General features: G+C 72.0%; 24 protein-coding genes. 10 read left to right on the top strand and 14 right to left on the bottom strand.

The window, feature by feature from the left end:
* Nucleotides 1-18 precede the first annotated feature (18 nt).
* The 3 genes from ACZ499_RS25070 to ACZ499_RS25080 all read right to left on the bottom strand — a co-directional run bounded on the left by ACZ499_RS25070 (nucleotide 19) and on the right by ACZ499_RS25080 (nucleotide 1,792).
* Nucleotides 19-672: a CBS domain-containing protein gene (locus tag ACZ499_RS25070; protein WP_468678099.1), complete on the bottom strand. Its 654-nt coding sequence runs from the start codon at nucleotides 670-672 to the stop codon at nucleotides 19-21.
* A 216-nt stretch (nucleotides 673-888) separates the two neighbouring features.
* Nucleotides 889-1,596, bottom strand: coding sequence for a CBS domain-containing protein (locus ACZ499_RS25075; RefSeq protein WP_468678101.1), 708 nt, complete (start codon nucleotides 1,594-1,596; stop codon nucleotides 889-891).
* A 28-nt stretch (nucleotides 1,597-1,624) separates the two neighbouring features.
* Nucleotides 1,625-1,792: a hypothetical protein gene (locus tag ACZ499_RS25080; RefSeq protein ID WP_468678103.1), complete on the bottom strand. Its 168-nt coding sequence runs from the start codon at nucleotides 1,790-1,792 to the stop codon at nucleotides 1,625-1,627.
* 473 nt (nucleotides 1,793-2,265) lie between these two features.
* Here ACZ499_RS25080 and ACZ499_RS25085 point away from each other — a divergent pair, with 473 nt between their 5' ends.
* The 4 genes from ACZ499_RS25085 (at nucleotide 2,266) to ACZ499_RS25100 (ending at nucleotide 6,988) form a co-directional block, all read left to right on the top strand.
* Nucleotides 2,266-3,165: a universal stress protein gene (locus ACZ499_RS25085; RefSeq protein WP_468678104.1), complete on the top strand. Its 900-nt coding sequence runs from the start codon at nucleotides 2,266-2,268 to the stop codon at nucleotides 3,163-3,165.
* A complete protein-coding gene (locus ACZ499_RS25090) occupies nucleotides 3,165-4,025 on the top strand; it encodes a universal stress protein (RefSeq protein ID WP_468678106.1) in 861 nt (286 codons plus the stop codon). Before ACZ499_RS25085 ends, ACZ499_RS25090 begins: the two co-directional genes overlap by 1 nt.
* Before the next feature lie 47 nt (nucleotides 4,026-4,072).
* Nucleotides 4,073-5,158 carry a DUF1918 domain-containing protein gene (locus ACZ499_RS25095; protein ID WP_468678107.1) on the top strand — a complete coding sequence of 362 codons (1,086 nt, stop codon included), beginning with the start codon at nucleotides 4,073-4,075 and terminating at the stop codon, nucleotides 5,156-5,158.
* A gap of 96 nt (nucleotides 5,159-5,254) precedes the next feature.
* Nucleotides 5,255-6,988, top strand: a complete 1,734-nt coding sequence (locus ACZ499_RS25100) for a sensor histidine kinase (protein ID WP_468678109.1) — start codon at nucleotides 5,255-5,257, stop codon at nucleotides 6,986-6,988.
* A 23-nt stretch (nucleotides 6,989-7,011) separates the two neighbouring features.
* On the opposite strand, the gene ACZ499_RS25105 is transcribed toward ACZ499_RS25100, so the two are convergent.
* From ACZ499_RS25105 to ACZ499_RS25120, 4 genes are all read right to left on the bottom strand, one after another.
* Entirely contained in the window at nucleotides 7,012-7,704 is a 693-nt protein-coding gene (locus ACZ499_RS25105) for a response regulator (RefSeq protein ID WP_468678110.1), read from the bottom strand.
* A 96-nt stretch (nucleotides 7,705-7,800) separates the two neighbouring features.
* Nucleotides 7,801-10,182, bottom strand: a complete 2,382-nt coding sequence (locus ACZ499_RS25110) for a glycoside hydrolase family 65 protein (protein ID WP_468678112.1) — start codon at nucleotides 10,180-10,182, stop codon at nucleotides 7,801-7,803.
* Nucleotides 10,179-11,003, bottom strand: coding sequence for an HAD family hydrolase (locus ACZ499_RS25115; RefSeq protein WP_468678114.1), 825 nt, complete (start codon nucleotides 11,001-11,003; stop codon nucleotides 10,179-10,181). Before ACZ499_RS25115 ends, ACZ499_RS25110 begins: the two co-directional genes overlap by 4 nt.
* A gap of 47 nt (nucleotides 11,004-11,050) precedes the next feature.
* Complete coding sequence (locus ACZ499_RS25120) at nucleotides 11,051-11,926, bottom strand: universal stress protein (RefSeq protein WP_468678116.1); 876 nt, start codon at nucleotides 11,924-11,926, stop codon at nucleotides 11,051-11,053.
* Nucleotides 11,927-12,137: 211 nt separating this feature from the next.
* On the opposite strand from ACZ499_RS25120, the gene ACZ499_RS25125 reads away from it, so the two are divergent.
* On the top strand, nucleotides 12,138-13,127 hold the full coding sequence (locus ACZ499_RS25125) for an Acg family FMN-binding oxidoreductase (RefSeq protein ID WP_468678118.1): 990 nt from the start codon (nucleotides 12,138-12,140) through the stop codon (nucleotides 13,125-13,127).
* A 45-nt stretch (nucleotides 13,128-13,172) separates the two neighbouring features.
* Here the strand turns inward: ACZ499_RS25125 and ACZ499_RS25130 are convergent, their stop codons facing one another.
* Nucleotides 13,173-14,264, bottom strand: a complete 1,092-nt coding sequence (locus ACZ499_RS25130; protein WP_468678120.1) for a Dyp-type peroxidase — start codon at nucleotides 14,262-14,264, stop codon at nucleotides 13,173-13,175.
* 227 nt (nucleotides 14,265-14,491) lie between these two features.
* Between ACZ499_RS25130 and ACZ499_RS25135 the strand changes: the two genes are divergently transcribed.
* Nucleotides 14,492-14,806 carry a L,D-transpeptidase gene (locus ACZ499_RS25135; protein ID WP_468678122.1) on the top strand — a complete coding sequence of 105 codons (315 nt, stop codon included), beginning with the start codon at nucleotides 14,492-14,494 and terminating at the stop codon, nucleotides 14,804-14,806.
* Nucleotides 14,807-15,039: 233 nt separating this feature from the next.
* Here the strand turns inward: ACZ499_RS25135 and ACZ499_RS25140 are convergent, their stop codons facing one another.
* The gene (locus ACZ499_RS25140) at nucleotides 15,040-16,011 is read right to left on the bottom strand and encodes a LysR family transcriptional regulator (RefSeq protein WP_468402109.1); all 972 of its coding nucleotides are present in this window, start codon (nucleotides 16,009-16,011) and stop codon (nucleotides 15,040-15,042) included.
* 101 nt (nucleotides 16,012-16,112) lie between these two features.
* On the opposite strand from ACZ499_RS25140, the gene ACZ499_RS25145 reads away from it, so the two are divergent.
* Nucleotides 16,113-17,345 carry a M6 family metalloprotease domain-containing protein gene (locus ACZ499_RS25145; protein ID WP_468678123.1) on the top strand — a complete coding sequence of 411 codons (1,233 nt, stop codon included), beginning with the start codon at nucleotides 16,113-16,115 and terminating at the stop codon, nucleotides 17,343-17,345.
* Between the two features lie 76 nt (nucleotides 17,346-17,421).
* Here ACZ499_RS25145 and ACZ499_RS25150 read toward each other — a convergent pair whose 3' ends face one another.
* The 5 genes from ACZ499_RS25150 to ACZ499_RS25170 are packed head-to-tail and all read right to left on the bottom strand — an operon-like array spanning nucleotide 17,422 to nucleotide 23,138.
* Nucleotides 17,422-18,402 carry an ABC transporter ATP-binding protein gene (locus ACZ499_RS25150; RefSeq protein WP_385545053.1) on the bottom strand — a complete coding sequence of 327 codons (981 nt, stop codon included), beginning with the start codon at nucleotides 18,400-18,402 and terminating at the stop codon, nucleotides 17,422-17,424.
* Nucleotides 18,399-19,457 carry an ABC transporter ATP-binding protein gene (locus ACZ499_RS25155; protein WP_468678124.1) on the bottom strand — a complete coding sequence of 353 codons (1,059 nt, stop codon included), beginning with the start codon at nucleotides 19,455-19,457 and terminating at the stop codon, nucleotides 18,399-18,401. The genes ACZ499_RS25150 and ACZ499_RS25155 overlap by 4 nt, the downstream gene beginning before the upstream one ends.
* A complete protein-coding gene (locus ACZ499_RS25160; protein ID WP_468402106.1) occupies nucleotides 19,457-20,443 on the bottom strand; it encodes an ABC transporter permease in 987 nt (328 codons plus the stop codon). The genes ACZ499_RS25155 and ACZ499_RS25160 overlap by 1 nt, the downstream gene beginning before the upstream one ends.
* Nucleotides 20,440-21,372, bottom strand: coding sequence for an ABC transporter permease (locus ACZ499_RS25165; protein ID WP_468678127.1), 933 nt, complete (start codon nucleotides 21,370-21,372; stop codon nucleotides 20,440-20,442). The genes ACZ499_RS25160 and ACZ499_RS25165 overlap by 4 nt, the downstream gene beginning before the upstream one ends.
* A 14-nt stretch (nucleotides 21,373-21,386) precedes the next feature.
* Nucleotides 21,387-23,138 (bottom strand): ABC transporter substrate-binding protein, encoded by a 1,752-nt coding sequence (locus tag ACZ499_RS25170; RefSeq protein WP_468678129.1) that lies wholly within the window; start codon nucleotides 23,136-23,138, stop codon nucleotides 21,387-21,389.
* A 182-nt stretch (nucleotides 23,139-23,320) separates the two neighbouring features.
* On the opposite strand from ACZ499_RS25170, the gene ACZ499_RS25175 reads away from it, so the two are divergent.
* The 3 genes from ACZ499_RS25175 to ACZ499_RS25185 all read left to right on the top strand — a co-directional run.
* The gene (locus ACZ499_RS25175; protein ID WP_468678131.1) at nucleotides 23,321-24,478 is read left to right on the top strand and encodes an NAD(P)/FAD-dependent oxidoreductase; all 1,158 of its coding nucleotides are present in this window, start codon (nucleotides 23,321-23,323) and stop codon (nucleotides 24,476-24,478) included.
* Nucleotides 24,479-24,613: 135 nt separating this feature from the next.
* Nucleotides 24,614-24,925, top strand: a complete 312-nt coding sequence (locus ACZ499_RS25180) for a (2Fe-2S)-binding protein (protein ID WP_468678132.1) — start codon at nucleotides 24,614-24,616, stop codon at nucleotides 24,923-24,925.
* On the top strand, nucleotides 24,909-26,362 hold a 1,454-nt coding region (locus ACZ499_RS25185), incomplete at its 3' end, for an FAD-dependent oxidoreductase (protein ID WP_468678134.1). The genes ACZ499_RS25180 and ACZ499_RS25185, both read left to right, overlap by 17 nt.

Genomic DNA, 26,362 nt, shown 5'->3' on the forward strand with positions numbered 1-26,362 from the left:
ACCCGCTCCCGAGGCTCCTCACTCCGCCGTGTCGTCGACGGCGTAGCCGAGCAGCGCTTTCACCGAGATCACGCCGTCCACGGTGCGGCACAGCCGTTCGACGACCGGGACGAGGCTCTTGAACCGCACCGTTCCATGCAGCTCGACGCGGCCGTCGGCCACCTTGACGGTGACGGCCGCGGGACTCTGGCGCAGGGTGCGGTCGAGGATCTCGGCCGTGATCTCGTGGCGGATGTCGTCGTCGTCACGGAGGAAGACGCGCAGCAGATCCCGTCGGCTGACGATGCCGACCAGTACGTCCGCGTCGTCCACGACCAGGAGCCGTTTGACTCCCTGGGACTCCATCAGCCTGGCTGCTTCCGCCACGGTCCAGTCGGGCCTCGCGCACACGGCGGGAGCGGACATGAGATCCTCGGCGCGCTGCCCCTCTGCCTTGTCCTGCCCCCATGCCTCGCGTTCGGGCAGGGAGCGGAAGTAGTCGCCCTGGTCCGCGGACTTGGGCAGCAGGTCGCGTTCCGAGATCACGCCGAGGGGACGTCCGGCGCGATCGACGACCGGGACCGCCGTCACCCGGTGTCCGGTGAGCGTTCGGACGATGTCCTTGAAGACGGCGTTCCCGGGGACGGTGACGACCTCTCGGGTCATCAGCTCGCTGACTTCTCGATGCCTCACGGTCTTCTCCTACCGCTCGGTGGCCGTCGGTGCGCCGGCCGGCAAGTCGTCCTGCTCGTATCCGAGCCGATCGATCACGTCACCACCCCGGCGACGCTCTGGCACGGCCGCAGGACGTTGGGGACGAGGCCGCGCCGGAGCACCGTGCCGCGCTGCACTGACGGCCGTGGGAGTCATCGGGCCGGTGACGCTGCGGTGCCTCATTGCCGCTCTCTTTCAACGTGGGGACGTCGGCGTAGAGCCGTGCCCGCGCTCTGGACCGGGGTCCTCCGACAGGTCGTCGACCGCGTAGTCCAGGGACTGGTCCACGCTGACGACACCGTCGACCGATTGGCACAGCTGTTCGATGACGGGGATGGTGGAGCGCTCCTCGACCCGGCCGCTCAGAGAGACGGCTCCTTCCCGCACGGTGACCTCCACGCCGCCCGGGACCATCCGGAGTGTCCGGCCCAGCACGTCGTCGACGATTTCCTCGCGTATCGCATCGTCGCGCCGGAGCATGGGCCGCAGCAGGTCCATGCGGCTGACGATGCCCACGAGTGTCCCGGTGTCGTCCACCACCGGGAGCCGTTTGACGCCCCGCTCGTGCAGATAGCGGGCCGTCTCGACGATGCCCCACTCAGGACGGGCCGTGAGCGCGGGGGCGGACATCAAGTCGCCGGCCGTGCGGGCGTCCATGGTGTGGCGGTCCACGGTTGTCGTCCCCTGCAGGGGGTCACGCCCCTCGGAGTCGGGCAGGGCGGCTTGCCTGCGCAGGAGATCGGCTTCGGAGACGACCCCGATGGGATGGCGGCGGGTGTCCACGACGGGCAGGGCGGAGACGCCGTTGTAGTGGAGGCTCCAAGCGACCGCCTTGAGCGAGGCTTCGGGACTGGCCGTGGCCACCTCCCTGGTCATGACTTCGGCGACGGTGCGATGCGGCATGGCCGGATCTCCCTTGCGTGCGGCGTCGTCAGTCGTGGGAGACGACGGCGACAGGTGCGGCGGCGGGGCGCGGAACGGTATGCGCGGCCCGGGACGAGTGACCGGCGGCGAGCGGTGCGGAGGCCGACCGGTCTCCCCGGTGGGCCGCCATGCTCTCGGGAGAGCCGTCGGCACCGGCGCTCATGTGGTGTCTCATCGCGGGAACCTCCTGTGCGCCCGTGGGTCAGCGGTCTGGGGTCCAGCTTCCAGCGTGGCCCGGGTGGCCAGAGGGGACGAGGGGCCATGTGGTCCCTTGTGGGACCGGCCAGCACCCGGTCCTCGTCGTCGAGGACGGGCAGTCCGCTGATGTCGTCGGTCATCAGGTCTCCCACCTTGATGTGCTTCGTGGGGCACCTCCCGCCGTCACAGCGATCCACACGGACGTGGGCCGGAGGTCGCTCAAGCACCCACGATCCGCCAACCCCCGGCGAGAGGAAAAGTGCCGAACGGTCCGGCGCGGTGACCCATCGGGCCTAACCTCGCAAATCATCACTTACCCTCGCGTATGCAGGCTCCTCGCTGCACCAACAGGGACGTTTGGCCCCTGCCGGGACCTGAGCGGCCCTCTCGGCGGGGAATCCGCAGTGTCAGTCTGGGAGCCGCACCATGGGGGCTCTCCGAGGAGGAACCATGGAAGACACCACGAGCGGTTCGGAACTCGGCCCCGTCGCAGTCGGTGTCGACGGCTCCGGGCCGGCCCGCCAGGCGGCGCTGTGGGCAGCGGCCGAGGCCGCGCGCCGTGAGCGCCCGCTGCGCATCGTGTACGGGGCCGACACGGACGGCCGGGCCCTCTACCTCTCGGTGGAGAGCATCGAGCGCGTCCGCCTCGAGGGCCGCGAACTGCTGGACGCCACCGCCACCGCGGTGACGGAACGCTTCCCCGGCCTGCAGGTCAGCACGGAGTTCAGTCGCAGCGCACCTGTCCCGAGCCTCCACCGGTCGGCAGGCAACCACGGCACGATCGTGGTCGGCAACCGGGGCGCGGGCGGATTCCGCTCGCTGATGCTCGGCTCGGTCGGGCTGAAGCTCGCGGCGGGCGCGAAGACGCCCGTCATCGTCGTCCGGGGCATCGACGACGGGGCCGAGACGGGTGCGGTGCTCGCCGCCGTCCGCGATGAACACGACCTCGGCTGCGCACGGTTCGCGGCCCGCGAGGCCGGTCTCCGCAAGGGCTCGCTGCGGCTGCTCCATGTGTGGAACCTCCTTGGGTCCGTCGGCAACGCCGTGAGCATGCTCGACGACGTGGAGGAAATGGCAGGTGAGCACGTCCGGCACCTGAACGCGGTGGCCGACCGGATCCGCGAGGAGTTCCCGGACCTGACCGTGCAGGCGGACGCCGAGAAGGCCGTGTCGGTGGCCGGTGTCCTGGTCGAGGCCTCGCGCCACGCGGACCTGCTGGTGATGGGCGGCCGCAGAGCACCCAGCTACCTCGGACCCACTCTCGGGCGGGCGACGCACACCCTGGTCCACCATGCCCACTGCCCCGTGCAGCTCATTCCGCGCCCCGACCACGACCACGGGAGCGAGTGATGACGGCCCCGGGTGGACGCCAGGAGATCGTCGTCGGCATCGACCCGGCCAGGGACTGGCGTCTGCCTCTGGCCTGGGCGGTGGACCAAGCCCGACGACGCGGGGACGGGCTGCGGCTCGTCGCCGCCGTACCACCCCAGCACGACGCGCAGCACGTCGACGACACCCCGCACGACATCGCCCTGCACCACACCGCCTCGGAAGCCCTCGACGCGGCTGCCGCCTGGGGCCGGGAGCGTCACCCGGACGGCGAACCGGCCGTGGAGCTGGCCGACGGCTTCCCCGCTTCGGTGATGGGCCGGCTGTCCGGGCGCGCCCGCATGATCGTCCTGGGTTCGCGCCATCTGAGCCGGACCTCGGAGTTCTTCAGCGCCGGTTCCCTGGTCGTCCCCGTCACCGCGCAGGCGCGGTGTCCGGTCGTCGTCGTGGGGGACGCCGAGCACGCCACGCAGCAGCCGCCCTACCTGGTGGTGGGAATCGACGGCAGTGAATCGTCGAAGGCGGCGCTTGCGCTGGCGTTCGAAGAGGCCTCGCTCAGAGGAGCCGTGCTGCGTGCCGTTTCCGTGTGGCAACCTCCCGTCTTCCTGCTCCACGGCGAGGAGGTCGCGCTGCAGGCGCAGCGACGGATGCTGTCCGAGACGACGGCCGGATGGTCGCAGAAGTACACGGACGTCACGTTGAAGCACGAGGTACCGATCGGACACCCGGTGGAGGAGCTCGCCGGCGCCGCCGAGCACGCCCTTGCCGTGGTCGTGGGCCGGCGGGGCAGAGGTGGCTACACCGGTATGCGGCTCGGCTCGGTCGTCCACGGGCTGCTGCACCGGGCGCACTGCCCGGTGATCACGGTCCCCCTCGTGTGAGGGCCGCTGTGACGACGTCCGCCGCTCGCCACGCAGAGGTTGCCGAGGTGACCGGAGGCGGGCTGACGGAGGCGGAGGCGGCGCGCCGGCTCGTGGAACACGGCCGCAACGAGGTGGCGGCCGACAGGGCTGTGCCGATGTACGCCAGGGTGGCCGCGCAGCTGAGGGATGCGTTGATCATGGTCCTGCTGGCGGCCGTGGTGCTGACCCTCGCCATCGGCGACCACGCCGACGCGGTGGTCATCGCGCTGGTGATCTTGGTGAACACCACGGTGGGCGTGGCGCAGGAGATCCGGGCCGACAACGCAGTGGCCGCTCTGTCGGCCATGTCCGCGCCGCATGCCCGGGTCCTTCGTGACTCCGCCCCGCGGGAAGTTCCCGCCCCGACGGTCGTTCCCGGTGATGTACTGCTCCTCGGCGAAGGCGACGTCGTCGCCGCGGATGCCGAACTCGCGCAGGCATCGGCCCTGTTGGTCGATGAGTCCATGCTCACCGGCGAATCGGAGTCCGTGGACAAGGACGCCGGCGCCCGGTTGAGCGCCGGGACCGTCGTCGTGCGGGGAAGAGGCGTGGCCACCGCGACGGCCACGGGAGCCGACAGCGCGCTCGGCCGCATCGCCGCCCTGCTCGACGGCCGACGCGAACAGACTCCGCTACAGCGCCGTCTCGGAGGCCTCGGCCGCCCGCCGGAACCCCTTCCTGCCGTTGTCCGTACTCGCGTCGGTCCTGCTTGCCGCGGCCGCGCTCTACGTGCCATTCCTCCGGTCGGTACTGGACACCAGGCCCCTGGGCTGGACGGGTGCCGGCCTTGCGGCGATCGCGGCCGTCACCGGGTGCGCTGCGGCCCGGCTCTCGCGAGCCGCATCCCACAAGGAGAAAAGACGATGAACCCCGACCCTGGCGAGAGCGGCATCCATGCCCACGTGGGAGACGAGGTAGTGGTGGGCGGTCGCTCGGTCGGCAAGCCCGGCCGTGACGGCGAAGTCGTCGGCCTGCGCCACGACGACGGCACTCCGCCGTACGACGTCCGCTGGTCGGACACCGGCCGAGTCACGCTCTTCTTTCCCGGTCCGGACGCCCACGTCAGACACCCGGGTGAGGCCGGGGGAAAGCCGGCGGGCCGCAGGGCGTAGCGGCGGCCGTGCGCGTCGCCGGAGTGAACCCCGTGCCGTGCCGAGCTACCGTGGAGGCAGATGTCAGTTCCGTTCCCGCGTGCCCCTGGAGGTGCCATGGCCGGGGAGGGCCACGGCACCCCGCGCAACCCGGTGCCCCGACTGCGGCTGGATGAGCTGCTCGACGAGCTCCAAGTGCGGATGGACGAGGTTCGCGGTACCCGGGACCGTCTCAACGGCCTCTTGGAGGCCGTCATGTCGGTCGGCCGTGAACTCGACCTCCCGCAGGTCCTGACCGGGATCGTGGAAGCGGCCGTGGTGCTCGTGGACGCGGAGTACGGGGCGCTCGGCGTGATCGGCGACGACCGGAGACTCGCGGAATTCCTTCCCGTGGGCATCAGCGACGAGCTGCGTGCCCGGATCGGTGATCTGCCCACCGGACACGGCATCCTCGGAGAGCTCATCCGCCGGCCCGAGCCGCTGCGCCTGGCGGAACTGTCCGACCATCCCGCCTCGTACGGCTTCCCGGCCCATCATCCGCCGATGCACTCCTTCCTCGGTGTGCCCATCCGGGTGCGCGACGAGGTGTTCGGCAACCTCTACATGACCGAGAAGCGGGGACGCGCGGAGTTCGACGCCGAGGACGAAGCCGTCCTGTCGACCCTGGCCGTCGCGGCGGGAATCGCCATCGAGAACGCCCGGCTGTTCGAGGAGGTCCGGGTCAGGGAACGCTGGCTGGAGGCCAGTTCGGACTTCACGAACGAGCTGCTGTCCGGCTCCGCCGAGATCCAGGTGCTGGAGGGGATGCTCGAACGGGCCTGTGAGATCACCGCGGCCGACATGGGCGTCTTCTACCTGGTCGGCCCGGGCGGCGAACTGCGCGGCTCACTGGCCCTCGGGGAGGGAGCCGAGGCGCACCGCGGCATGGTGCTGCCGAGCAGCGAGGGGACCCTTGTCGCGGCCGCCCTCGCCCAGGACGGGCTGATCACCGTCTCCGACGTCGCGAGCGACGAGCGCCTGACCGTACAGACCGAGCGCTGGATGGGCTTCGGGCCCGCGGTGGCGGTGACGGTGGGGACCAAGGAGCGGCTGAGCGGTGTGCTGATGCTGGCCCGCCGCCGCGGTCGCGCGCCGTTCGCCGCCATGGAGATCTCGGCTTTGCCTGGCTTCGCGGGGCAGGCGGCGCTCGCCCTGGAGCTTGCCGACCGTCGACGGGACGCCGAGCAGATGAGTCTGCTTGAGGACCATGACCGCATCGCCCGGGACCTGCACGATCTCGCGATCCAGCGGCTGTTCGCCACCGGAATGACCTTGCAGAGCGCCCAGCGCTTCGTGGAGCATCCCGAGGCGTCCGAGCGGCTGGCACGGGCGATCGACGACCTCGACGCCACCATCAAGATCATCCGGTCGACCATCTTCGGCCTGCGGGAGCACCAGGTGCCGGGTGCGGAGCCGAAACTCAGACTCCGTGCCGTGCAGGCCGTCGGCGCGGCCGCCGACGTGCTGGGCTTCGCCCCCGCCCTGCGGATGGAGGGCCTGGTCGAGACCGCCGTGTCGACGGCAGTGGCCGATGAGGTGCTGGCCGTGATCGGCGAAGCGCTCAGCAACGTCGCCCGGCACGCCAGTGCCCGGCACGTGGAGGTCTCCATCGCGGTGGCCGACGGCGTACTGGTGGTCGCCGTGACCGACGACGGCATCGGGTTCCCGGACGGCGGACGGCGCAGCGGTCTGCGCAACCTGGCTGAGCGGGCGGAGAAGCTGGGCGGCCGGCTGACCGTCTCGGCGCGGGGCGGGGTGGGGACCGGAACCTGCCTCGAATGGACGGTTCCGCTGCCCGGGGCCGCCGTCTGATCCCGTCCGCTCCACAGCGCCTGTCAGCGCTTGTCCTCTTCGTGCTCGTGCACCTGGGCGGCGATGACCGCGGCCTGGACCCGTCGTTCGACGCCCAGTTTGCCGAGCAGCCGCGAGATGTGGTTCTTGACGGTCTTCTCGGACAGATAGAGCTGTTTGGCGATCTGCCGGTTGGTCAGGCCCGCGCCGATGAGTTCCAGCACCGCCCGCTCACGTTCGGTGAGTACGGCCAGGCGCTCGTCGACCGGTGGCTTGGCGGCCTCCGGGTCCCGCAGTGAGCGCATGAGTCGGGCGGTGGTCGCCGGATCGAGCATCGACTGCCCCGTCGCGACCGTCCGCACGGCGGCGACCAGGTCGGATCCCTTGATCTGCTTGAGGACGTATCCGGCGGCTCCGGCCATGATCGCGTCGAGGAGGGCGTCCTCGTCGTCGAACGACGTCAGCATGAGGCAGGCGAGCTCCGGCATGCGCGAGCGCAGTTCGCGGCAGACGGTGATGCCGTCGCCGTCGGGCAGCCGCACGTCCAGGACCGCCACGTCCGGCCGCAGAGCCGGACCTCGGGCCATGGCCTGTTCGGCTGTGGAGGCCTCGCCCACCACCTCGATGCCGGGTTCGGTGTCCAGCAGGTCGTGCAGACCCCGCCGGACGACCTCGTGGTCGTCGAGCAGAAAGACCCGGATGGGCGCGCCGGGTGAGGCTGCCGGTGCTTCGGACATGTGAGCCCCTGTCGTCTGACCGCGGATCCCCTGCTGCACAGCCATTGTCTCAGGTGGGGCGTGCTCTCACCCGGTAGCAAGGACACCCGTGACCGCTCACTCGGACAGAGGGAGGTCGCACACTTCGCCCGGCGTCACCAGCACCCTTCGGTCCGGCAACCCGATCTCCAGGGGCGAGCGGTCGGACGGCGGCACTTCCACCCGCAGCTGTCCCGGTGTTATCCGCACGCGTACGTCCCAGTGGCCCCGGTGGCGGATCGTGAAGCCGTACTGCGAGAGCCCGGTCAGCGGCACGGGATCCAGGCACAGTGCGTCCGCCCGCACATGCAGCCCGGTGAGTCCGCGCTGGACGAGGTCGAGCGTGCCCGCCATGGCGCCGAGGTGGATGCCCTCGCCCGTGGTGCCGCCCTGCACGTCCGCGATGTCCCCGCGCAGCGCCTCCTGTACGAACTGCCAGGCCTGGGACCGCCGGTCGCGCGCCAGTACCCAGCCGTGCACCAGGCCGCTGAGGGTGGAGCCGTGGCTGGTGCGCAGCAGATAGTGGTCCACGGTGCGCCGCCAGACCTCGTCGTCCAGGCGGTAGCCCAGCCGTGCGAAGAGGTCGCTCAGTTCGGCGGGCCGGAAGAGGTAGCCGAGCATCAGCACATCCGCCTGTTTGGAGGCCTGATACCGGTTGACCGAGTCGCCCTCGGCCTCCAGGATCCGGTCCAGCCGGCGGATGTCCCCGTACCGGGAGCGGTAGCCCTCCCAGTCGAGCTCGGCCAGCTCGCCGTAGCCCTCGAACTGGCTGATCACACCTTCGTGGAAGGGCACGTACAGCTTGCGTGAGACCTCCTGCCACCGGGACAGCTCCCGGCCGTCGAAACCGAGGCGCTCCGCGAGTTCGCGGCGGCGCGGCTCGGGCAGCGTGCCCATGAGGTCCAGGGCGCGCGTCAGTACCCAGGCGGCGGTCGCGTTCGTATAGGCGTTGTCGTCGAGCCCCGGCTTCTTCGCGTCCGGGTAGGCGTCGTGGTACTCGTCCGGTCCGAGCACCCCGCGGATCCGGTAGCGGCCCAGGCCGTCGTCGTACTCCGCCGAGTCCGACCAGAACCGGGCGATCTGCAGCAGCATCTCGGCGCCCTTGGTGTGCAGGAAGCCGATGTCGGCGGTCGCCTCGCAGTAGCGCCAGACGTTGTAGGCGACGGCCGAGCCGACGTGGTGCTGAAGGTGGGAGCGGTCCGGGAGCCAGTGGCCGGAGCGGGGGTTGAGATGCAGCCGCGGGCTCTCCTCGCGGCCGTCGCTGCCGCTCTGCCATGGATACATGGCTCCGGCGCGGCCGGACTCGCGGGCGGCGGCGCAGGCCTGCCCGAGCCGCCGGTGGCGGTAGGTGAGCAGGGCGCGTGAGACCTCGGGGAAGTGCAGGTTGAGATAGGGCAGTACGAAGAGTTCGTCCCAGAAGACGTGGCCCCGGTAGGCCTCGCCGTGCAGACCGCGCGCGGGAACCCCGGCGTCGAGGTCCGCCGTGTGCGGAGAGAGCGTCTGCAGGACGTGGAAGAGGTGCAGCCGCAGGATACGGCCGGGCTCACCCGGAACCTCCAACTCGGCCCTGCGCCACAGCTCCTGCCACGCCGCGCGGTGGGTGCCGAGGAGCACGTCGAAGCCGGGGGCGGCGTTCACGCGGTCGACCGCCGCCCCGAGCGGGTCGCTGATCGCCCGGTCGCGTGAGGTGTGCAGGGCGACCGTCTTGTCGACGGTGACGGTGAGCCCGGGCGAGAGCGGGATCCGCAAGCGCTGGACCGCTCTGTGCTCGCCGCTGTGTGTCTCGGTACCGGAGGGGGCCGTGGTGCGGGCGGCCATGCCGACGCGGATGTCGGAGGAGCTCGTGCGGCACCGCAGCCACATCGTCTGCGGCCCGGAGGTCCCGGTATGGACGTGCGTCAGATGGGTGGAGTTGAGCGAGCGGTAGCGCTCGACACCGCTGTTGCGCACGCCGCCGTCGAGCGCGGACTCGACCTCCAGCACGCCCTGCCAGTTCCCGGCGGTGAACTCCGTACGCAGAGCGGCCAGATGGGGATCGCCCATGTGGACCAGGCGCCGCTGGCGCACCGCGAGGGCACGGCCCTCGGGCCCGGTGTAGCGCACCTCGCGCTCCAGGATTCCGGCGCGCAGGTCGAGCCACTGGCGGTGGGAGTCCAGCGCCTCGCCGTCGGGGGTGAACCAGGCGCCCTGTCCTTGCGGGTCCAGGATCCGGAAGCGCAGCGGCAGCCAGTTGGGCAGGTTGACCATGTCCTCGCTCACGACCTGGCGGCCCGCGACGGTCGAGGTGAGACGGTTGTAGCAGCCCGCCGCGTACGTCCCCGGATAGTGGATGTCGTCCGCCGCGCACTCGGGTGCGGCACCACGGGTGGCGAAGAGGCCGTTGCCCAAGGTGCACAGGGACTCGCGCAGGCGCTCGCGTGCCGGGTCGTACCCCTCGTACTCCCACGTCCAGTCGTTCACGGGCCCGCTTCCTCGGTGAGTAGTTCGGCGAGGTCCCGGACGACCAGATGCGCGCCGTGCCGCAGCAGGGCGTCGCCGGTGCCCGCTCCCGCCGTCCGGTCCACGCCGACGACCAGCGCGAAGCGGCCGCGCCGCCCGGCCTCGACACCGGCGAGCGAGTCCTCCACGACGGCGGTCCGGGTGAGCGGCCGGCCGAGGCGCCGGGCGGCTTCCAGGAACAGCGCGGGATCGGGCTTCCCCGGCAGTCCCATACGGCTCGCCTCCGCCCCGTCGACCAGTGCTTCGAACAGGTCCAGCACCTGGGCGCGGTCGAGGAGCTCCCGGGCGTGCCGGGAAGCGGAGGCGGCGGCGAGCTTGACGCCCTCGGCGCGCAGCGCCCGCAGCAGCCGCACCGTCCCCGGGTAGGCGGGGATGTCGCCGCTGCGCAGCCGGGCGGCGAAGAGCTGCTCCTTGCGCTCGGCAACGAGGGCCACGGCGTGATCGTCCGAGGGCAGCCCCCGCGAGGCGAGGAAGGACGCGGCGCCGTCGTGCCGGGACTTGCCGTCGACGTAACGGAGGTAGTCCGTACGGTCGTCGAACGGGCGCCGCTGTGCCGGGTCGGGAGGCGGGTGTTCCCTCAGATGGGCGTCGAAGGCCGCCTTCCAGGCGGCTGCGTGCACCCGGGCGGAGTCGGTGATCACTCCGTCGGTGTCGAGGACCACCGCCGCGATCCCCTTCAGCGGCCCGGCGATCACGGGCGGGTGGCGGGGCGGATACCGTACGGCGGCGTGGCGCGCGGCCCCCGGTGGTGGACGGGTCCGGGCCCGGTGTCGCTGACGCATGCGGTCATGAGCGGCTCCTCCGTGTCACTGCGAGCAGTATGGAACGGTCAGCCGTGCTGGGGCACGATCGCCACCGGGCAGTCGGCGTGGTGGAGGAGGGTGTGGGCGACCCGGCTCAGCTGGAGCCCCAGGTGACTGTGGCGCCGACGGGCGCCGAGGACCAGGAGATCCGCCGTCGCCGTGCGGTCGTGGAGGACTTTGTGGGCCGGTCCCTCGGACGTCGTCCGCAGGACGTCGAGGCCCGGGTGTTCGCGCAGGGGCTCGCGCAGCGTGTCGTCGATGAGCGCGGCGGCCCGTTCCTTGTGGTCGTCGGCGGGCCCGTTCGCCAGGGACGGGTGACCGGCGCCCTCATAGGCGGGGCAGCGCCAGGCGCGGACCGCTTCCAGCACGCATCCACGGGCCTCGGCCTCGCGCAGGGCGAAGCTGGCCGCCGCTCCCGCGGTGTCGGCTTCCCCGATGCCGAGGACGACGCGGTGGTGCCGGGCTTTGAGGCTCTCCTCGGTGCCGCGTACCACGATCACAGGGCAGTGCGCACGGGAGGCGACGGCCAGGCCCACGGAGCCCAGGAGCAGTTCGGTCAACGGCCCCCGGCCCCGTGAACCGGTGAGGAGAGCGGTGGCGTTGCGGGCCTCGTCGAGCAGCGCGGTCTCGGGGGCCTCGGGCAGCTCCTCGGTGGAGATCACCAGATCCGGCACGCGCCGCCGAGCGCGCTCGGCGGCCGAGTCCAGGAGGTCTTCCGAGGGGACTTCAGCCGAGGGGATCACATATCCGTACGGATAGGGGGCGGTCTCGTACCTCTCCCAGAGCGAGGCGTGGACGATGCGCAGCGGCAGCCCCAGGCGTTCGGCCTCGTCCACCGCCCAGTCCAGTGCCCGAAGACTCGACTCGGAGCCGTCGACCCCGACGACCAACGGCATCCTCATGGCGGCCATCCCCTCTCATCTCACCTCGGACAGGGCTCTTCGCTGCCACAGTCGCCCCTTGACGGCGGTGTTCGACAGGTCCGGTTCGGCCCCTGTCCGGGCCATCCGGCCCCTTCCCCGGGCCGTTCGGCACTGGGGCGCGCGTCAGGAGGGGGGAACGTGGGTGAAAGGCCGGGAAAAGGCCGTTGCGGATGAGGACGGGGCAGAGACGATGGAGTATTCGGTGCTCGACACACAGACGGTGACCGCGCTCGTCAACGACGCCACGACCGCGCCGTCGCTGCACAACGCCCAGCCGTGGAAGTTCGTCTTCCGCCGGGAGTCCGGCGTGCTGGAGCTGCACGCGGACCCGAGCAGGTCCCTGCCACACGCCGATCCGGCGGGGCGGGCACTGCACATCAGCTGCGGGGCCGCGCTTTTCACGCTCCGGGTCGCGGCCGCCCACCGGGGCTGGGAGCCGGAGGTCTCCGTGCTGCCCGACGCCGCCCGGCCCGGTCTGCTCGCCGCCGTGCGCCTGGCGAGGTCTCCGCGCACGGTCGAGGAGCTGGCGGCGCTCCACCCGGCCGTGCGGCGCAGGCACACCAGCCGTTTCCCGTTCGCGGACACACCTGTGCCGCAGGAGGTCAGGGAGGCGCTCGCCGCCGCGGCGCTCGCGGAGGGCGCGTTGCTCGTCTTCCCCGGGGCGTGGCACGTAAAGGCGCTGCTGGACCTCGTCGAGGACGCGGAGCGGCACGACTCCGAGGACCCTGAACGCGTCGCCGAGCTGGGCCGGTGGACCCGGCTGGGCGCGGCGGCCGCCGACACCGCTGCCGACGGTGTACCCGAGTACGCCTTCGGGCCCCGCAGGCGGACCGGCGGTGCGGCGGTGCGGGACTTCGCGGCGCGGCGGCCGGTGGCCGACCGGGGTGCGGTGGACTTCGAGTCCGTGCCCCAACTCGCCCTGCTGGGAACCTCGGAGGACGATCCCGCCGCGTGGCTCAGGTCCGGTCAGGCCCTGCAGCGCGTTCTGCTCCTGGCCACCTGCCACGATCTCGCCGTGGGCCTCAGCAGCCAGGTCCTGGAACGCGGTGAACTGCGCTGGGCCGCCCGGGATCCGCTGACCGCGATGTCGTACGTACAGATGGTGCTGCGGATCGGTTACGGGCCGACCGGGCCGAGCAGCCCCCGGCGCAGGGTGCGCGACGTGGTGACGTTCGCCTAGGGCGTTGGACACGCGTCGGCTCCTGGCCGGAGCTGCCGCCGGTGCCTACAGGACGGTGCTGCCCAGCGGCCGCTCCGGGCCCGCGCCGGGCGGGACGAAGAACAGGGCGGAGCCGAAGTGTTCGACGAACGGGCCGAGTGCGTCGTGGCCCGCGAGGCGGCGTTGTACGCGGGTGAACAGGTCGGGGTCGTTCATGTACGCGAGGAAGAGCAGGCCCTGGTCGTCGGGGGCGTTGTCGTAGGAGTATCCCCGGCGCAGTATCCGGGCCCCGCCGTCGAATCGGGGGTGGGCGAGGCGGACGTGGGCGTCGGCGGGGAGCAGGTAGCTGCCCTGCGACGTCTTGGCGAAGAGATCGGCCTCGGTGTGTTCGGGGCCGCCCTGGAGGGGGCCGCCGTGCGGTTTGCGGCGGCCCACGACGCGTTCTTGGCGTTCGACGGGCAGACTGCCGAACTCGGCCGTGGCCAGCCGGATGCGGCGCACCACCAGGTAGGTGGCGTTGTGGTGGGGCCCGGGGCCGAGCCACACCCACCGTTCGGCCTCCTTCGCGTTCGGATTGGAGGTGCCGTCCTTGAAGCCGAACAGGTTGCGGGGGGTCTCTCCTGGCGGCGTCGCGGGCAGGACGCCCGCCTGGTGCCAGCGCGGGCGCAGCACGCCCGGCACGGCCCGCTCCAGCCGCCGCGCGAGGTCGGTGCAGACGGCCGGGGTGCCGGCACAGATCTGCAGGAACACCTGGCCGCCGCCGGCCGCGGGGCGCAGCCGGTCACCGGCGAAGGCGGGGAGGTCGCGGAGCGCCTCCGGTGTGCGTGAGCCGAGGCGGGGGAAGAAGGCCGGGCCGAAGCCGACCGTGACGGTGGGCCCGTCGCGGACGGTGGACGGGCGGGCGGTGAGCAGGGGCGTCCACGCGGCGAACATACGGCGGACGGCGTCCCGGCCCGACGGACCGTGGGTGCCCGGGCTCAAGTCGTAGGACAGCAGCAGCACACGGGGAGGCTGCGGGTCCGTCACGCCCGGCTGGCGGCCGGGCTGGGAGGACGGGGCGGGCGCGGGGGCGCGGTATCCCTGGCAGCCGTTCACGGCGGCGGCCGTGCCCAGGGCGGCCAGCCCGCCGAGCAGGCCGCGCCGGGCCGGCCCGTTCACGTCGGCGCCCCCGGCGGGACCGCCGTCCGATGAGCTTCGTGCGGAAGAGGCACGCTGTTCATCCCCCTTCATGCCGGTCACACGGCAAGTAGTCGTATAAGGGGTGTAGTTCGCATTCGCGGCACTTCGCACGATACACCTGGCACCGGGCTCGCTCTCGTTTCTCGTCTTCTGCCGCGGCGTCGGCTCGGCCTGCCCGTCGCCGCGCTGCTCCTGCTCGTTCCGGCGTGTTCCGGCCCGGCGGACGACTCCCGGCGGTCGCGGTCCGCACCGGGCGCTGGGGCCACCAGACCCGCAACGGCTGGCACGAGATCACCGAGCGCCGCATCGACGACCACTCCGAGCTGTACGACAACGCGCCCATGCCGTACTCCCAGTACTTCTCCGGCGGCCAGGCCTTCCACGGTGTCTACGGCGACCTGTTCAACGGCGGCGGCTCGGCCGGCTGCATCAACCTCCAGCTCCACGACGCCCAGCTGCTGTGGAACACCACGGACCTCGGCGACGCCGTCTTCATCTGGGGCCGCAAACCGGCGACGTGAAGGACCGCCCGGCTGTATCCGTCGTAGCGCACGGGTGAGACATCACCATGCACCATCCTCCACGGCCTCCCTCGGGCCGGATCCGATTCCGGGCGGTGCCCGCGCAGCCGGTGACCGGCCCGTACACGGTGACGGCCGCCAACGCCGAGCAGGGCATCGAGATCAGCCTCGTGAACCAGAGAGGCGAACCGGACAAGGGAAAGGGGAAGGGAGGCGCCCCGGGGGGCCCGGCGTCATGGCTCCACCGGCCCCGGCACCTCGTACGACCCGTGCTTCAGCCACCGCGTGTACGCCGGGCTGCCGGCCCGGGCGTTCGCGTAACCGGTGTGCACCCGGCGGAGGATCTCGGTGTCGTGCGGGGCGAGCGGCCCGTCGCGGCGCCAGGCCAGAACATGACGGTAGTGGAGGGGATTTCCGGCCAGCGGGCGCACGGCGACACCCGGGACCTCGATGAACGTGGCCTGGCACAGGCTGACGGCCAGGCCGGCCCGCACGATCTCGATCAGCTGGCGCCCCTCGGCCTCGTACGGGGCCGAGGGGCGGCGGTGTTGCAGGGCGCAGACCGACGACCAGTACTCGCGGGTGCGGTCCCGGTCCGGGCCGGGCACCGCCCAGTCCTCGTCGAGGAGCTGGGCCAGGGCCACTTCCCGCTGGGCGGCCAGCGGATGGGCCGCGGGCAGCAGGGCGAACACGGGCTCGGTGGCGAACGGGACGAGGACCACCCCGTCGCGCGGCAGGAGCTCGTCGTGGGGGTTGTCACCGAGCACGGCGGCTTCCAGGCGGCCCGCGGCCACGTCCTCCAGGAGGGGCACGGGGGAGGGGTGAGAGCGGGCGGTGACCTCGGTGCCGGGCAGCAACTCCCGTACCGCCAGGATGAGATGGCCGAGGAGGGGGCCGCCGACGGAGCCGAGGCGGACGCGGTGCGGGGCGGACATCCGGCGGGCGGCGCGGGTGGTGTCCGCGAGCAGACCGTCTACTCCGGGCAGGATCGACTGGGCGCGGGTGAGGACCAGTTCACCGAAGCCGGTGGGGACCGCGCCGTCCCGTCTGCGGTCGAAGAGCGCCCCGCCGAGCATGGTCTCGATCCGGCGGAGCTGTGCGCTGAGCCCGGGCTGGGTCATGCGCAGCGCGGCGGCCGCCTTGGTGAGGCTCCCGGCCTCCGCGATCGCGCACACCACTCGCAGGTGCCGCAGCTCCAGATCCATGGCGCGGATGTTATGGAGCGACGACATCTTTCGGACAGGGGCGAGACTCCACCACTCTTATGTGAAATGTCACATGCCATTCATATGGAGGTCGCGAGTCCATGAGAAGCACCGCTCCTGTCCCTTCCCCCAAGTCCGCGCGCGCCGAGCGGCCTTGGCCGGCTCTGCGCCGGGCTCTGCAACTGCCCGCCCTGGCCGTCACCGTGCTGCTCCTCCTGCTCGGCGTGGCGCCGGCCCGCGCGCAGGCCGACACCGCCTCCGACTGCGCACTGCGCGGCACGACCGGCTGGTCGGACGAGGGTCACAGCACCGACCGCACTGTCTTCCAGCGCTCGACCGGCACCCTCAAGGTCGCCATGATCTTCGTGGACTTCCCGGACGCGGCGGCCACCGAGGCCCCGGCCGATGACGCGGCGCAGCTCACGCCCGGCGCGAACTGGCTGTGGAACGCCTCGTACGGCAAGGTGTGGCTCGCCGTCAGCCAGCACCGGTGGTGGGTGCGCATGCCGCACGACTCCACCTCGTACGGCTTCGCGCGCGGCCTGAGCCACGAAGCGCACGAGGCGTACCTCAGGGACGCGGTGAGGGCCGCCGACCCGGCGGTGGACTTCTCCCGGTACGACATGGTCTACGTCGTCCCCACCAGGAACGCGAAAGCCATCTCCTTCACGCCGACCTATGTGTACCAACCGGGCACCGCGGGCGTGGTCGCCGACGGTACGACCGTGAAGTGGGCGGTCACCTTCGGCCAGGACATGTGGAACTGGGGCCCCAAGCTGGTCGGCCACGAGACGGCGCACACCTTCGGCCTGCCCGACCTGTACGCCTTCGACGCCGGCGGCGACGCACACCGGTTCGTCGGCGGCTGGGACGTCATGGGCCTGATAGGCGGGAAGGCGTCGCAGTACTTCGGGTGGGAGTCGTGGAAGCTCGGCTGGACCGACGACGGCCAGGTCGCCTGCCAGGCGTCGAGCGGCACCCGCACGGTGGACCTCACCGCCGTCGAGTACGGCAGCGGGACCAAGATCGCCGTGGTGCCGACCGGGCCGACGACCGCGTACGTCGTCGAATCGCGCCGCGCGGTCCAGGCGGACACGGCGGCCTGCTCGACCGGCGCGCTCATCTACAAGGTCGACACGTCCGTGCCGACCGGATACGGGCCGATCCGCGTCGTGGACGCCAAGCCCGCCGCCACTCCGGCCGGCGGCTGCCGTCCGCTGGACGACGCGCCGTACTGGTCCGGCGAGTCGTTCGCGGACCCCGCGGCCGGGGTGCGGATCGACGTGCTGAGCGCCGACGGGTACGGGGAGCGGGTCCGTATCACCAAGTCATAGGCCGAATCGGGGAAGGCGCGTCCGGACCACGCAGGTGTGCCCCGGAACCGTTCGCGGTTCCGGGGCACACCCGCGGTCAGGCCGCCTCGGGGAAGTGGCAGGCGACCTGGCGTGCCTCGCCCGGTGCGGCGATCCGCAGTACGGGCGCCTCGCTGCGGCAGCGGGCCTGCGCCTTGGGGCAGCGGGGGTGGAAGGAGCAGCCCGGCGGGGGTGCGGCCGGGCTCGGCGGGTCGCCCAGGAGCGTGATGCGCTCGCGGGCCCGTTCGGCGGCCGGGTCGGGCAGCGGGACGGCGGAGAGCAGTGCGCGGGTGTAGGGGTGGGCCGGGGCCGCGTACACCCGCTCCTTCGCGCCGATCTCGACGATCCGGCCCAGGTACATGACGGCGACCCGGTCGCAGACCCGTTTGACCACCGACAGGTCGTGGGCGATGAAGAGGTAGGCCAGCCCGAGTTCCCGCTGCAGGCGTTCCATCAGGTTGACGATCTGGGCCTGGACGGAGACGTCGAGGGCCGAGACGGGCTCGTCCGCGATGACGAGCCGCGGCCGGGTGGCCAGCGCGCGGGCGATGCCGATGCGCTGGGCCTGGCCGCCGGAGAACTCGTGCGGGAAGCGGTCGATCTGCTCGGGGATGAGCCCCACCAGCTCCATCAGCTCGGCGGCCCGCCGGCGCGCGTCCGCCGCCGAACTCCCTTGCACCAGCAGGGGGTCGGAGATGATCCGTGCGACGGTCTGGCGCGGGTTGAGGGAGGAGTGCGGGTCCTGGAAGACCATCTGGATCTCGCGGCGCAGCGGCTTGAGGTCGCGCTGGGAGAGATGGCTGATGTCGTGGCCGTCGTAGGCGATCGATCCGCTTGAGGGTTCCAGCAGGCGCACGATCGTGCGGCCGGTGGTGGACTTGCCGCAGCCGGACTCGCCGACGAGGCCGAGCGTTTCGCCGGGTGCCACGTCGAAGCTGATGCCGTCGACCGCCCGTACGGGAGCCGAGCCGCGCCGCCGGGCCGGGTACACCTTCGTCATGTCCCGTACGGACAGCAGGGGTTGGGTCGCTGTGGTCATGAAGGGGCGCCTTCGTGCGTGGTGAGGTGACAGGCGGACGCGTGGCCGGCGGGCCCGGACAGCAGGGGCGGTTCGGTCTCGCAGCGCAGCCGCTCGCTCGCGGCGGCCGACGCGGCCCGCGAGCAGCGGGGAGCGAACGCGCAGCCGGGAGCCGGGGTGAGCAGGGACGGCGGGCTGCCGGGGATGGCCCGCAGCGGTGCGTCGTCGGGGTCGTCGAGGCGGGGCAGCGAGTCGAGCAGGCCGCGGGTGTAGGGGTGGGCCGGGGCCGCGAACAGGGTGTCCACGGGGGCCTGTTCGACCGCCCGGCCGCCGTACATCACCAGGACCTCGTGGGCGACGCGCGCCACCACCCCCAGATCGTGGGTGATCATGACGACGGCGAGCCCCCGCTCCTGCTGCAAGCGGGCGATCAGTTCCAGGATCTGGGCCTGCACGGTGACGTCGAGCGCGGTGGTCGGCTCGTCCGCGATCAGCAGCTCGGGCTCGCAGGCCAGCGCCATCGCTATCATCACGCGCTGGCGCATGCCGCCCGAGAACTGGTGCGGGTACTCGCCGACCCGGCGCCGCGGCTCCGGGATGCCGACCTCGGCGAGCATCTCCACCGCACGCCGGCGGGCCACCGCGCGGCCGGAGCGGAAGTGGACGCGGTGGTGTTCGGCGATCTGCTCGCCGACCGTGTAGTAGGGGTGGAGGCTGGAGAGCGGGTCCTGGAAGATCATCGCCATCCGGCGGCCGCGCAGCCGGTTCAGCTCACGCTCCGTCAGGCCCACCAGCTCCTGGCCGTCGAGTGCGATGGAGCCGGTGACCTCGGCGCCGGTGTGCAGGCCGAGGACGGCCATGGAGGTGACGGACTTGCCGGAGCCGGACTCTCCCACGATGCCCAGGGTGCGGCCCCGGTGGACGTCGAAGTCGAGGGAGTCGACGGCCCGTACGGGACCGTGCTGCGTCGGGAAGGTGACGCTCAGGTTCCGCACGGTCAGCAGGGGCTCGCGCGCGTCCCGCAGGTGCGCGGCTCGGGGTGGGAGTGCGGGCGAGGTGGGGCGGGGCGCGTCCATCAGTACCTCACTCGCGGGTCGACGACGGCGTAGAGCAGGTCGACGGCCAGGTTGGCGACGACGATGAAGGCGGCGGCGAGCAGGGTCACGCCGAGGATGACGGGCTGGTCGCCGCTGGACAGGGCGCCGTAGAAGAGCCGTCCGATGCCCGGCAGCCCGAAGATGGACTCGGTGATCACCGCGCCCGCGAGCAGGCCGCCCAGGTCCATGCCGAAGATGGTGAGGATCGGTGTCATCCCCGCCCGCAGCCCGTGCTTGACCACGACCGTGCGGCGGGGCAGTCCCTTGGCGCGGGCGGTGCGGATGTACGGCTCCGCCATGGTCTCGATCATCGAACTGCGGCTCTGGCGTGCGTACATGGCCGCGTACAGGACGGCGAGCGCGAGCCAGGGCAGGAGCAGGTTGGACGCCCAGTGGACCGGGTCCGAGCCGAGGGGCACGTACTGCGGATAGGGCAGCAGCCCGGCGGTTCTGATCAGGCCGTAGATCAGCATGATGGAGGTGAAGTAGACGGGCAGCGAGGCGGCGGCGACCGCGCCGACCATCAGGACCTTGTCGGTGAGGGTGTCCTTGCGCAGCGCCGCGGTGACCCCGGCGGACAGACCGAGCACCAGCCACAGGACCGCCGAGCCGAGGGCGAGCGAGGCGGAGACGGGAAGGCGGTCCATGAGCAGGCCCCACACCGACTCGCTGTTCTCGTACGAGTAGCCCAGGCACGGGAAGTCGCAGTGCAGCGCGTACTGGCCGCTGCCCATGGTGCGGCCGGTGAAGATGCCGGAGGCGAACTCCCAGAACTGCTTCCACACCGGCTGGTCCAGGCCCATGTGGGTGCGGATCGCCGCCAGACGTTCGACGCTGCACGACTTGCCGCACGCGGCGGCGGCCGGGTCGGACGGCAGGACGTAGAAGATGGTGAAGGTGACGGCGGCGATCGCGATCAGGACGCCGGTCACCCCGAGCAGCCGACGGCCGATGTAGAGGATCATGAGCGGCTTCCCCTCGGGTCGAGGATGTCCCGCAGCGCGTCGCCGAGCAGGGTGAAGGCGAGCACCGTGAGGAAGAGGCAGGTGCTCGGGATGACGAAGTACATGGGGTCCGTGTCGTAGAAGGCGACGCTCTCGGCGATCATCTGGCCCCAGGAGGGGGTGGGCGGGCGGACGCCGACGCCGAGATAGCTCAGGGCCGCCTCGGTGGCGATCATGCCGGGGATGATCAGGGTGGTGTACGCGATGACGGGCCCCGCGACGCCCGGCAGGATGTCGCGGGTGAGGATCCGCCAGGAGCCCGAGCCGTTGACCCGCGCCGCGTCGACGTACTCGCGGTGCTTGAGCGAGAGGGTCTGGCCGCGGACGACACGGGCGATGCCGGGCCAGCCGAACAGGCCGATCACGGCGGTCATCAGGGCGATGCGGTTGACGTCCTTGGCCACCGACATCATCGCGATCATGAAGATGAGGGAGGGGAAGGACATGGTGAGGTCCATGAGCCTGCTGAGGACCGCGTCGGTGCGCCCGCCGAAGTAGCCGGCCGCGATCCCGGCGGCCGTACCCGCGACCACGACGATCGCGGTCGCGGTGAAGGCGATCAGGAGGGAGACCTGGGCGCCGTGCACGACCCGGGCGAACAGGTCGCGCCCGGTGACGGGCTCCACGCCCAGCCAGTGGTCGGCGGAGACACCGCCGAGGGTCCCGAGCGGCTGACCGCCCAGGTACGGGTCGACGGCGGTCTTGTCGAACTCCTCGGGCGACCAGCCGCCGAGCCTGCTCAGCAGGGGGGCGGCGGCCGCCATGACGACGAAGAGCGCCACGACGGCGAGGGAGATCTTGACGGAGGTGCGGCGGCGCAGTTCCGCGCGGGCCAGCTGCCAGGGGCCGCGGCCCGCCGGCGCGGCCGCCGGTGCGAGGGTGGTGGTCATGATCCGGCAGACCCTCAGCCCTGGCTCTTCGAGGGGTCCTTGAGGCCGGCCGTGGCGTAGTCGAGCTGACCGCCGAAGGAGGTCTGGCCGTAGGCGCCCGCGATGTTGGTGCCGAGCACCAGCGGCCAGCGGCGCACCAGGACCGGTACGGCCGGGGCCTTGGCGAGGATCTCGCCGTCCAGCTGCTGCCATGCGGCGTTGGCCTGCTTGGCGTCCGTCATGGCGGCGATCTCGTCCATCTTCTTCATGGTGGTGTCGTCGCGGAAGAGCGAGTGGTTGCCGGAGTTGCCCTTCTCCTTGATGTAGCGGCCGTCGAAGACGAACGGCAGGAAGGTGGATCCCGACGGGTAGTCGGGACACCAGCCCGTGTAGACCATGTCGGTCCGGTTCTTGGTGTCACCGATCGTCGCGTAGAACGCGGACGGGTCGACGGTCTCGATGGTGACCTTGATCCCGGCCTTGCCGAGCGCCTGCTGGATCGCCTCGGCGCGCCCCTTGTCGCCGGTCGAGACGGTCATCTTGGTCGTGAACCCGTCCGGCTTGCCCGCGTCCTTGAGGAGCTGCTTGGCCTTGGCCACGTCGCCGGCCACCGGCACCTTCACGGTGTCCGGCTGCTTGCCGCCGAACAGGGAGGCGGGCATGTACGCGGTGGAGGGGTCGTTGAAGGCGGGGCCGCCGGACGCGGTGAGGACCGCGTCCTTGTCGAGGGCGTACTGCACGGCCTGACGGACCTTCACGTTGTCGAACGGGGCGCGCCCGGTGTTCATCTGGACCATGTCGGTGCAGTTGGTGGACTCGGCGATCAGCCGCTTGCGGACCTCGGCGCTGGGCAGCACCTTGGCCGCGCTCTCCGGCCGCAGGGCGCCCCAGGAGACGGCGGAGGCGTCGGCGCCCTGGGAGGCGATGAGCCGGTCGTCGATCTGGTTGGCCTTGAGTCCCATCACCATCACGAGCTTGTCCGGGTACGCCTTGCGCACCTGGTCGGTGGCGGCGTCCCAGTGGGTGTTGCGGACCAGCACCAGCTTCTTGCCCCGCTGGTACGACTCGATCTTGTACGGTCCCGAGGAGAACGGCCGGTTGTCGTACTGGGGGCCCTTGTCCTGAGCCTGGGGGACCGGCGCGAAGGTCGGCATCACGGTGGCGTTGGGGAACTCCGCGAAGGGCTTGCGCAGCTCGAAGACGATCGTGTGGTCGTCCGGCGTCTTGACGGAGTCCAGGTGCTTGCCCTGGGCCGGGCCCTGGTAGCCGTCGGCGCCGGCGAGGTAGCGGGCCGCGTAGTCGGCGCCGCCCGGCAGGTCGGGCGAGAAGGAGCGCTCCACGTTGTACTTGACGTCCTGGGCGGTGACGGGGCTGCCGTCCTCGTACTTGACCCCCGGCTTGAGGTGGAAGGTCCAGGTCTTCGCGCCGTTGGAGGAGGTGCCCAGATCGGTGGCCAGGTCGGGTACGAGCTCGCCGCCGCCGGTGCCGGGGGTCGCCTTGTAGGTGACCAGGGTGCGGTAGAGCAGCCGGGTGCCGAAGTCCATGTCGTTCATGACCCAGTTGCGGGCCGGGTCGAGATGGGTGAAGTCCTGGTTGGACAGGACGGTCAGGGTGCCGCCCTTCTGGGGAGTGCCGCCCACGACGGTGCCGGCGTTGGCGGTCGCCGGATTCTTGCCCCCGGCGTCCGGGCCCGCGTCCGAGTGCTTGGTCTTCGAACAGCCGGTCGCCCCGAGGGCGAGGGACGCCGCCAGGGCGGTGGCGAGGGCGGTGAGGGTGCGCTTGTTCATCAGTGGTCACTCCGGAGCGCGAGAGCAGTCTGACAGCCAGAGCTGGCTGGAATGTGACCTGTAACATAGTAATGTGAAATTGTACTGACAACCCATTGGCCGCTCCTTTACCTACTCGTGTCCCAATGGGCCGTCGAGGCGCACCCCTTGGCCAACGCAGTGCAATGTGAAATATTACTGCTGTGCCCACGAGAACATCCTCGGACGTCATCGTCATCGGTGCGGGCGTGGTCGGCGCGGCCTGCGCCTACTACGCCGCACGCGCCGGCCTCACCGTCACCGTCGTCGACCGCGGCCCCGTAGCGGGCGGCACCACCGGCGCCGGTGAGGGAAACCTCCTGCTCTCCGACAAGGAACCCGGCCCCGAACTCTCCCTCGCCCTCGCCTCCGCCGAGTTGTGGCGCGAGCTGGCCGAACTGCTCCCGCCGCAGATCGAGTACGAACCCAAGGGCGGCCTGGTCGTCGCCTCCGGCGAGGCCGGGATGGCGGCACTGCGCGGCTTCGCTGCCGGACAGGAGAGCGCCGGTGTACGGGTCAAGGAGATCCCGGCGGACCGCTTGAACGACCTGGAGCCCCACTTGGCCCCAGGCCTGGCGGGCGGCTACCACTACCCGCAGGACGCCCAGGTCATGCCCGCCCTCGCCGCGGCCCATCTGCTGCGCGCGGGCGGCGACCGGATCCGGCTGCGGCTCGGTGAGGAGGTCATGGCTCTGCTCACCGGGGAGGGCGGCGAGGTGAGGGGGGTCCACACGGCGAGCGGCGCGCGGATCCACGCCCCGTACGTGGTGAACGCGGCGGGCACCTGGGGCGGCCAGGTCGCCCGGCTCGCGGGTGTGGAGCTGCCCGTCCTGCCGCGCCGCGGCTTCGTCCTGGTCACCGAGCCGCTGCCGCGCGTGGTGCGGCACAAGGTGTACGCGGCGGACTACGTCGCCGATGTCGCCAGCGACTCCGCGGCGCTCCAGACCTCGGCTGTGGTCGAGGGCACCGCGGCGGGCCCGGTCCTGATCGGTGCCAGCCGGGAGCGGGTCGGCTTCGACCGCACCCTGTCCACCGAGGCGCTGTGCCGTCTCGCCGCCCAGGCCGTCGCCCTCTTCCCGGTCCTGGGCACCGTGCGGGCGCTCCGTACGTACGCGGGCTTCCGCCCCTATCTGCCCGACCATCTGCCCGCCATCGGCCCCGACCCCGAGGTCCCCGGCCTCCTGCACGCCTGCGGCCACGAAGGAGCGGGGGTCGGGCTCGCCCCCGTCACCGGGCTGATCGTGGCGGCGTGCGTGACGGGCGGCCAACTGTCGCTGGACATCGCCCCGTTCGCTCCCGGCCGGTTCGCGGCGAAGGGCTGAGACGAGCCCGGCTCGCCGTCCGCGCGGGCCTCCTCCCGGACTTCCCGGAAGGGCACCCCTGTCATCCCCCCTCGTCCGTCCGCTCCGTACTCCTGTGGATGGACCGACCCCGCCCGCTGCACAAGGAGGCTTCCCGTGGCCCGAACCCCCGCCGACCTGGTCGGGACGCGCACCGGCCCATCGTTCGAGATCACCTTCGAGGACCGGCCCGTGCCCGCGCTGCCCGGGCAGTCCGTCGCCGCCGCGCTCTGGGCCTCGGGCATCCTCGCCTGGCGGACCACCCGCACCACCGGCCGCCCGCGCGGTGCGTTCTGCGGCATCGGGCAGTGCTACGACTGCCTCGCCACCATCAACGGGCAGCCCAACCGCAGGGCCTGTCTGGTGCCAGCCCGCCCCGGAGACACCGTGGTCACCCAGGAAGGACACGGCCATGCGTCCCTCGGCTGAGACGCCCGCGGCGCCGGAGGAGCGCGACCCCTACGATCTCGCGGTGATCGGCGCGGGCTGCGCCGGGCTCGCCGGTGCCGTCGCCGCCGCCGAACTCGGCTTGTCTGTCGTTTTGTTGGATGCCTCGCCGCAGATCGGCGGGCAGTTCTTCCGGCACCCCGCACCGGCCACCGGGGCGGCCCGCCCCGAGGCCCTGCACCACGACTGGTCCCTTTTCGCCGGGCTCCGCCGTCGCCTGGAGGCGAGTGCGGTGGACCGTCTCGGCGGCCACCACGTGTGGACCGTCACGCGCGACGGCGACGGAGGCCCCTGGGTGGTGCACGCCGTCACCGGGGCCGACGGAGGCGAGGAGCGGTCGGTGCGGATCCGGGCCCGGGCGGTGCTGCTCGCGACCGGCGCGTACGAGCGCCAACTTCCCTTTCCCGGCTGGACGATCCCCGGTGTCGTGGGGGCCGGAGGGGCTCAGGCCATGCTCAAGTCCGGCCTCGTGCTCCCCGGCCGGCGCGTCGTCGTGGCGGGCAGCGGACCGCTGCTGCTCGCGGTCGCCTCCTCGCTGGCCGCCGCCGGGGCGCAGGTGCCCGCCGTCATCGAGGCGTCCGGCTACCTCGGCTACGCCCGCCACCCGTACGCGCTCGCGGCCAACCCGCGCAAGATCGCCGAGGCGGCCGTGCACGGCGGTGCGCTGCTGCGCCACCGGGTACGGCTGCGCACCCGCAGCGCCGTCACCGAGGTGCACGGCACCGACCGCGTGGAGGCGGTCACCGTGTCCCGGCTCGACCGCGACTGGCGGCCAGCACCCGGCAGCGGTCGCCGGATCGAGTGCGACGCAGTGGCCGTGGGCCACGGCTTGGCACCGCAGATCGAACTCGCCACGACCCTGGGGTGCGCCACCCGCAGCACCCCCGACCGGACCACGGCCCTGGTCCTGGACGCCTCCCAGGAGACCTCGGTACGAGACCTGTGGGCGGCGGGGGAGACCGGCGGCGTCGGCGGGGCCCGACTGGCGGGCGTGGAAGGCGAGTTGGCCGGTCTCGCGATCGCCGCCCGGCTGCGCGGGCGCCCCGACCGTCGCGGCCGCGTCCGGGAACTGGAGCGCCGCCGGGACCGGATGCGCGCCTTCGCCGACGCCATGGCCGCCGAGCACGCACCGGGTACCGGCTGGCCGCAGTGGCTCGCCGACGACACCGAGGTGTGCCGGTGCGAGGAGGTGACCGCGCAGAGCGTCCGCGCGGCGGTCACCGACCTCGGGGCGCGCGACGCGCGCACCGTCAAGCTGTTCACCCGGGCCGGGATGGGCTGGTGCCAGGGCCGGATGTGCGGTGCGGCCGTGGCCTGTCTGGCCGCGCGGGGAGGGGGAACGGAAACGCCCGCGGGTCCTCCCCCCCCACGGCGGGACCTCTCCGTTTCTGTACCCCTCCGCACACTTTGCTCCTTCCA

It is taken from the genome of Streptomyces sp. NPDC031265 (assembly GCF_055570295.1).

Bases quoted from the DNA above. Each gene is read 5' to 3' on its own strand.
- ACZ499_RS25075 (WP_468678101.1), bottom strand. From the start codon at position 1,596: ATGCCGCATCGCACCGTCGCCGAAGTCATGACCAGGGAGGTGGCCACG.
- ACZ499_RS25080 (WP_468678103.1), bottom strand. From the start codon at position 1,792: ATGAGACACCACATGAGCGCCGGTGCCGACGGCTCTCCCGAGAGCATG.
- ACZ499_RS25085 (WP_468678104.1), top strand. From the start codon at position 2,266: ATGGAAGACACCACGAGCGGTTCGGAACTCGGCCCCGTCGCAGTCGGT.
- ACZ499_RS25090 (WP_468678106.1), top strand. From the start codon at position 3,165: ATGACGGCCCCGGGTGGACGCCAGGAGATCGTCGTCGGCATCGACCCG.
- ACZ499_RS25100 (WP_468678109.1), top strand. From the start codon at position 5,255: ATGGCCGGGGAGGGCCACGGCACCCCGCGCAACCCGGTGCCCCGACTG.
- ACZ499_RS25105 (WP_468678110.1), bottom strand. From the start codon at position 7,704: ATGTCCGAAGCACCGGCAGCCTCACCCGGCGCGCCCATCCGGGTCTTT.
- ACZ499_RS25115 (WP_468678114.1), bottom strand. From the start codon at position 11,003: ATGCGTCAGCGACACCGGGCCCGGACCCGTCCACCACCGGGGGCCGCG.
- ACZ499_RS25120 (WP_468678116.1), bottom strand. From the start codon at position 11,926: ATGAGGATGCCGTTGGTCGTCGGGGTCGACGGCTCCGAGTCGAGTCTT.
- ACZ499_RS25125 (WP_468678118.1), top strand. From the start codon at position 12,138: ATGGAGTATTCGGTGCTCGACACACAGACGGTGACCGCGCTCGTCAAC.
- ACZ499_RS25140 (WP_468402109.1), bottom strand. From the start codon at position 16,011: ATGGATCTGGAGCTGCGGCACCTGCGAGTGGTGTGCGCGATCGCGGAG.
- ACZ499_RS25145 (WP_468678123.1), top strand. From the start codon at position 16,113: ATGAGAAGCACCGCTCCTGTCCCTTCCCCCAAGTCCGCGCGCGCCGAG.
- ACZ499_RS25150 (WP_385545053.1), bottom strand. From the start codon at position 18,402: ATGACCACAGCGACCCAACCCCTGCTGTCCGTACGGGACATGACGAAG.
- ACZ499_RS25155 (WP_468678124.1), bottom strand. From the start codon at position 19,457: ATGGACGCGCCCCGCCCCACCTCGCCCGCACTCCCACCCCGAGCCGCG.
- ACZ499_RS25160 (WP_468402106.1), bottom strand. From the start codon at position 20,443: ATGATCCTCTACATCGGCCGTCGGCTGCTCGGGGTGACCGGCGTCCTG.
- ACZ499_RS25165 (WP_468678127.1), bottom strand. From the start codon at position 21,372: ATGACCACCACCCTCGCACCGGCGGCCGCGCCGGCGGGCCGCGGCCCC.
- ACZ499_RS25170 (WP_468678129.1), bottom strand. From the start codon at position 23,138: ATGAACAAGCGCACCCTCACCGCCCTCGCCACCGCCCTGGCGGCGTCC.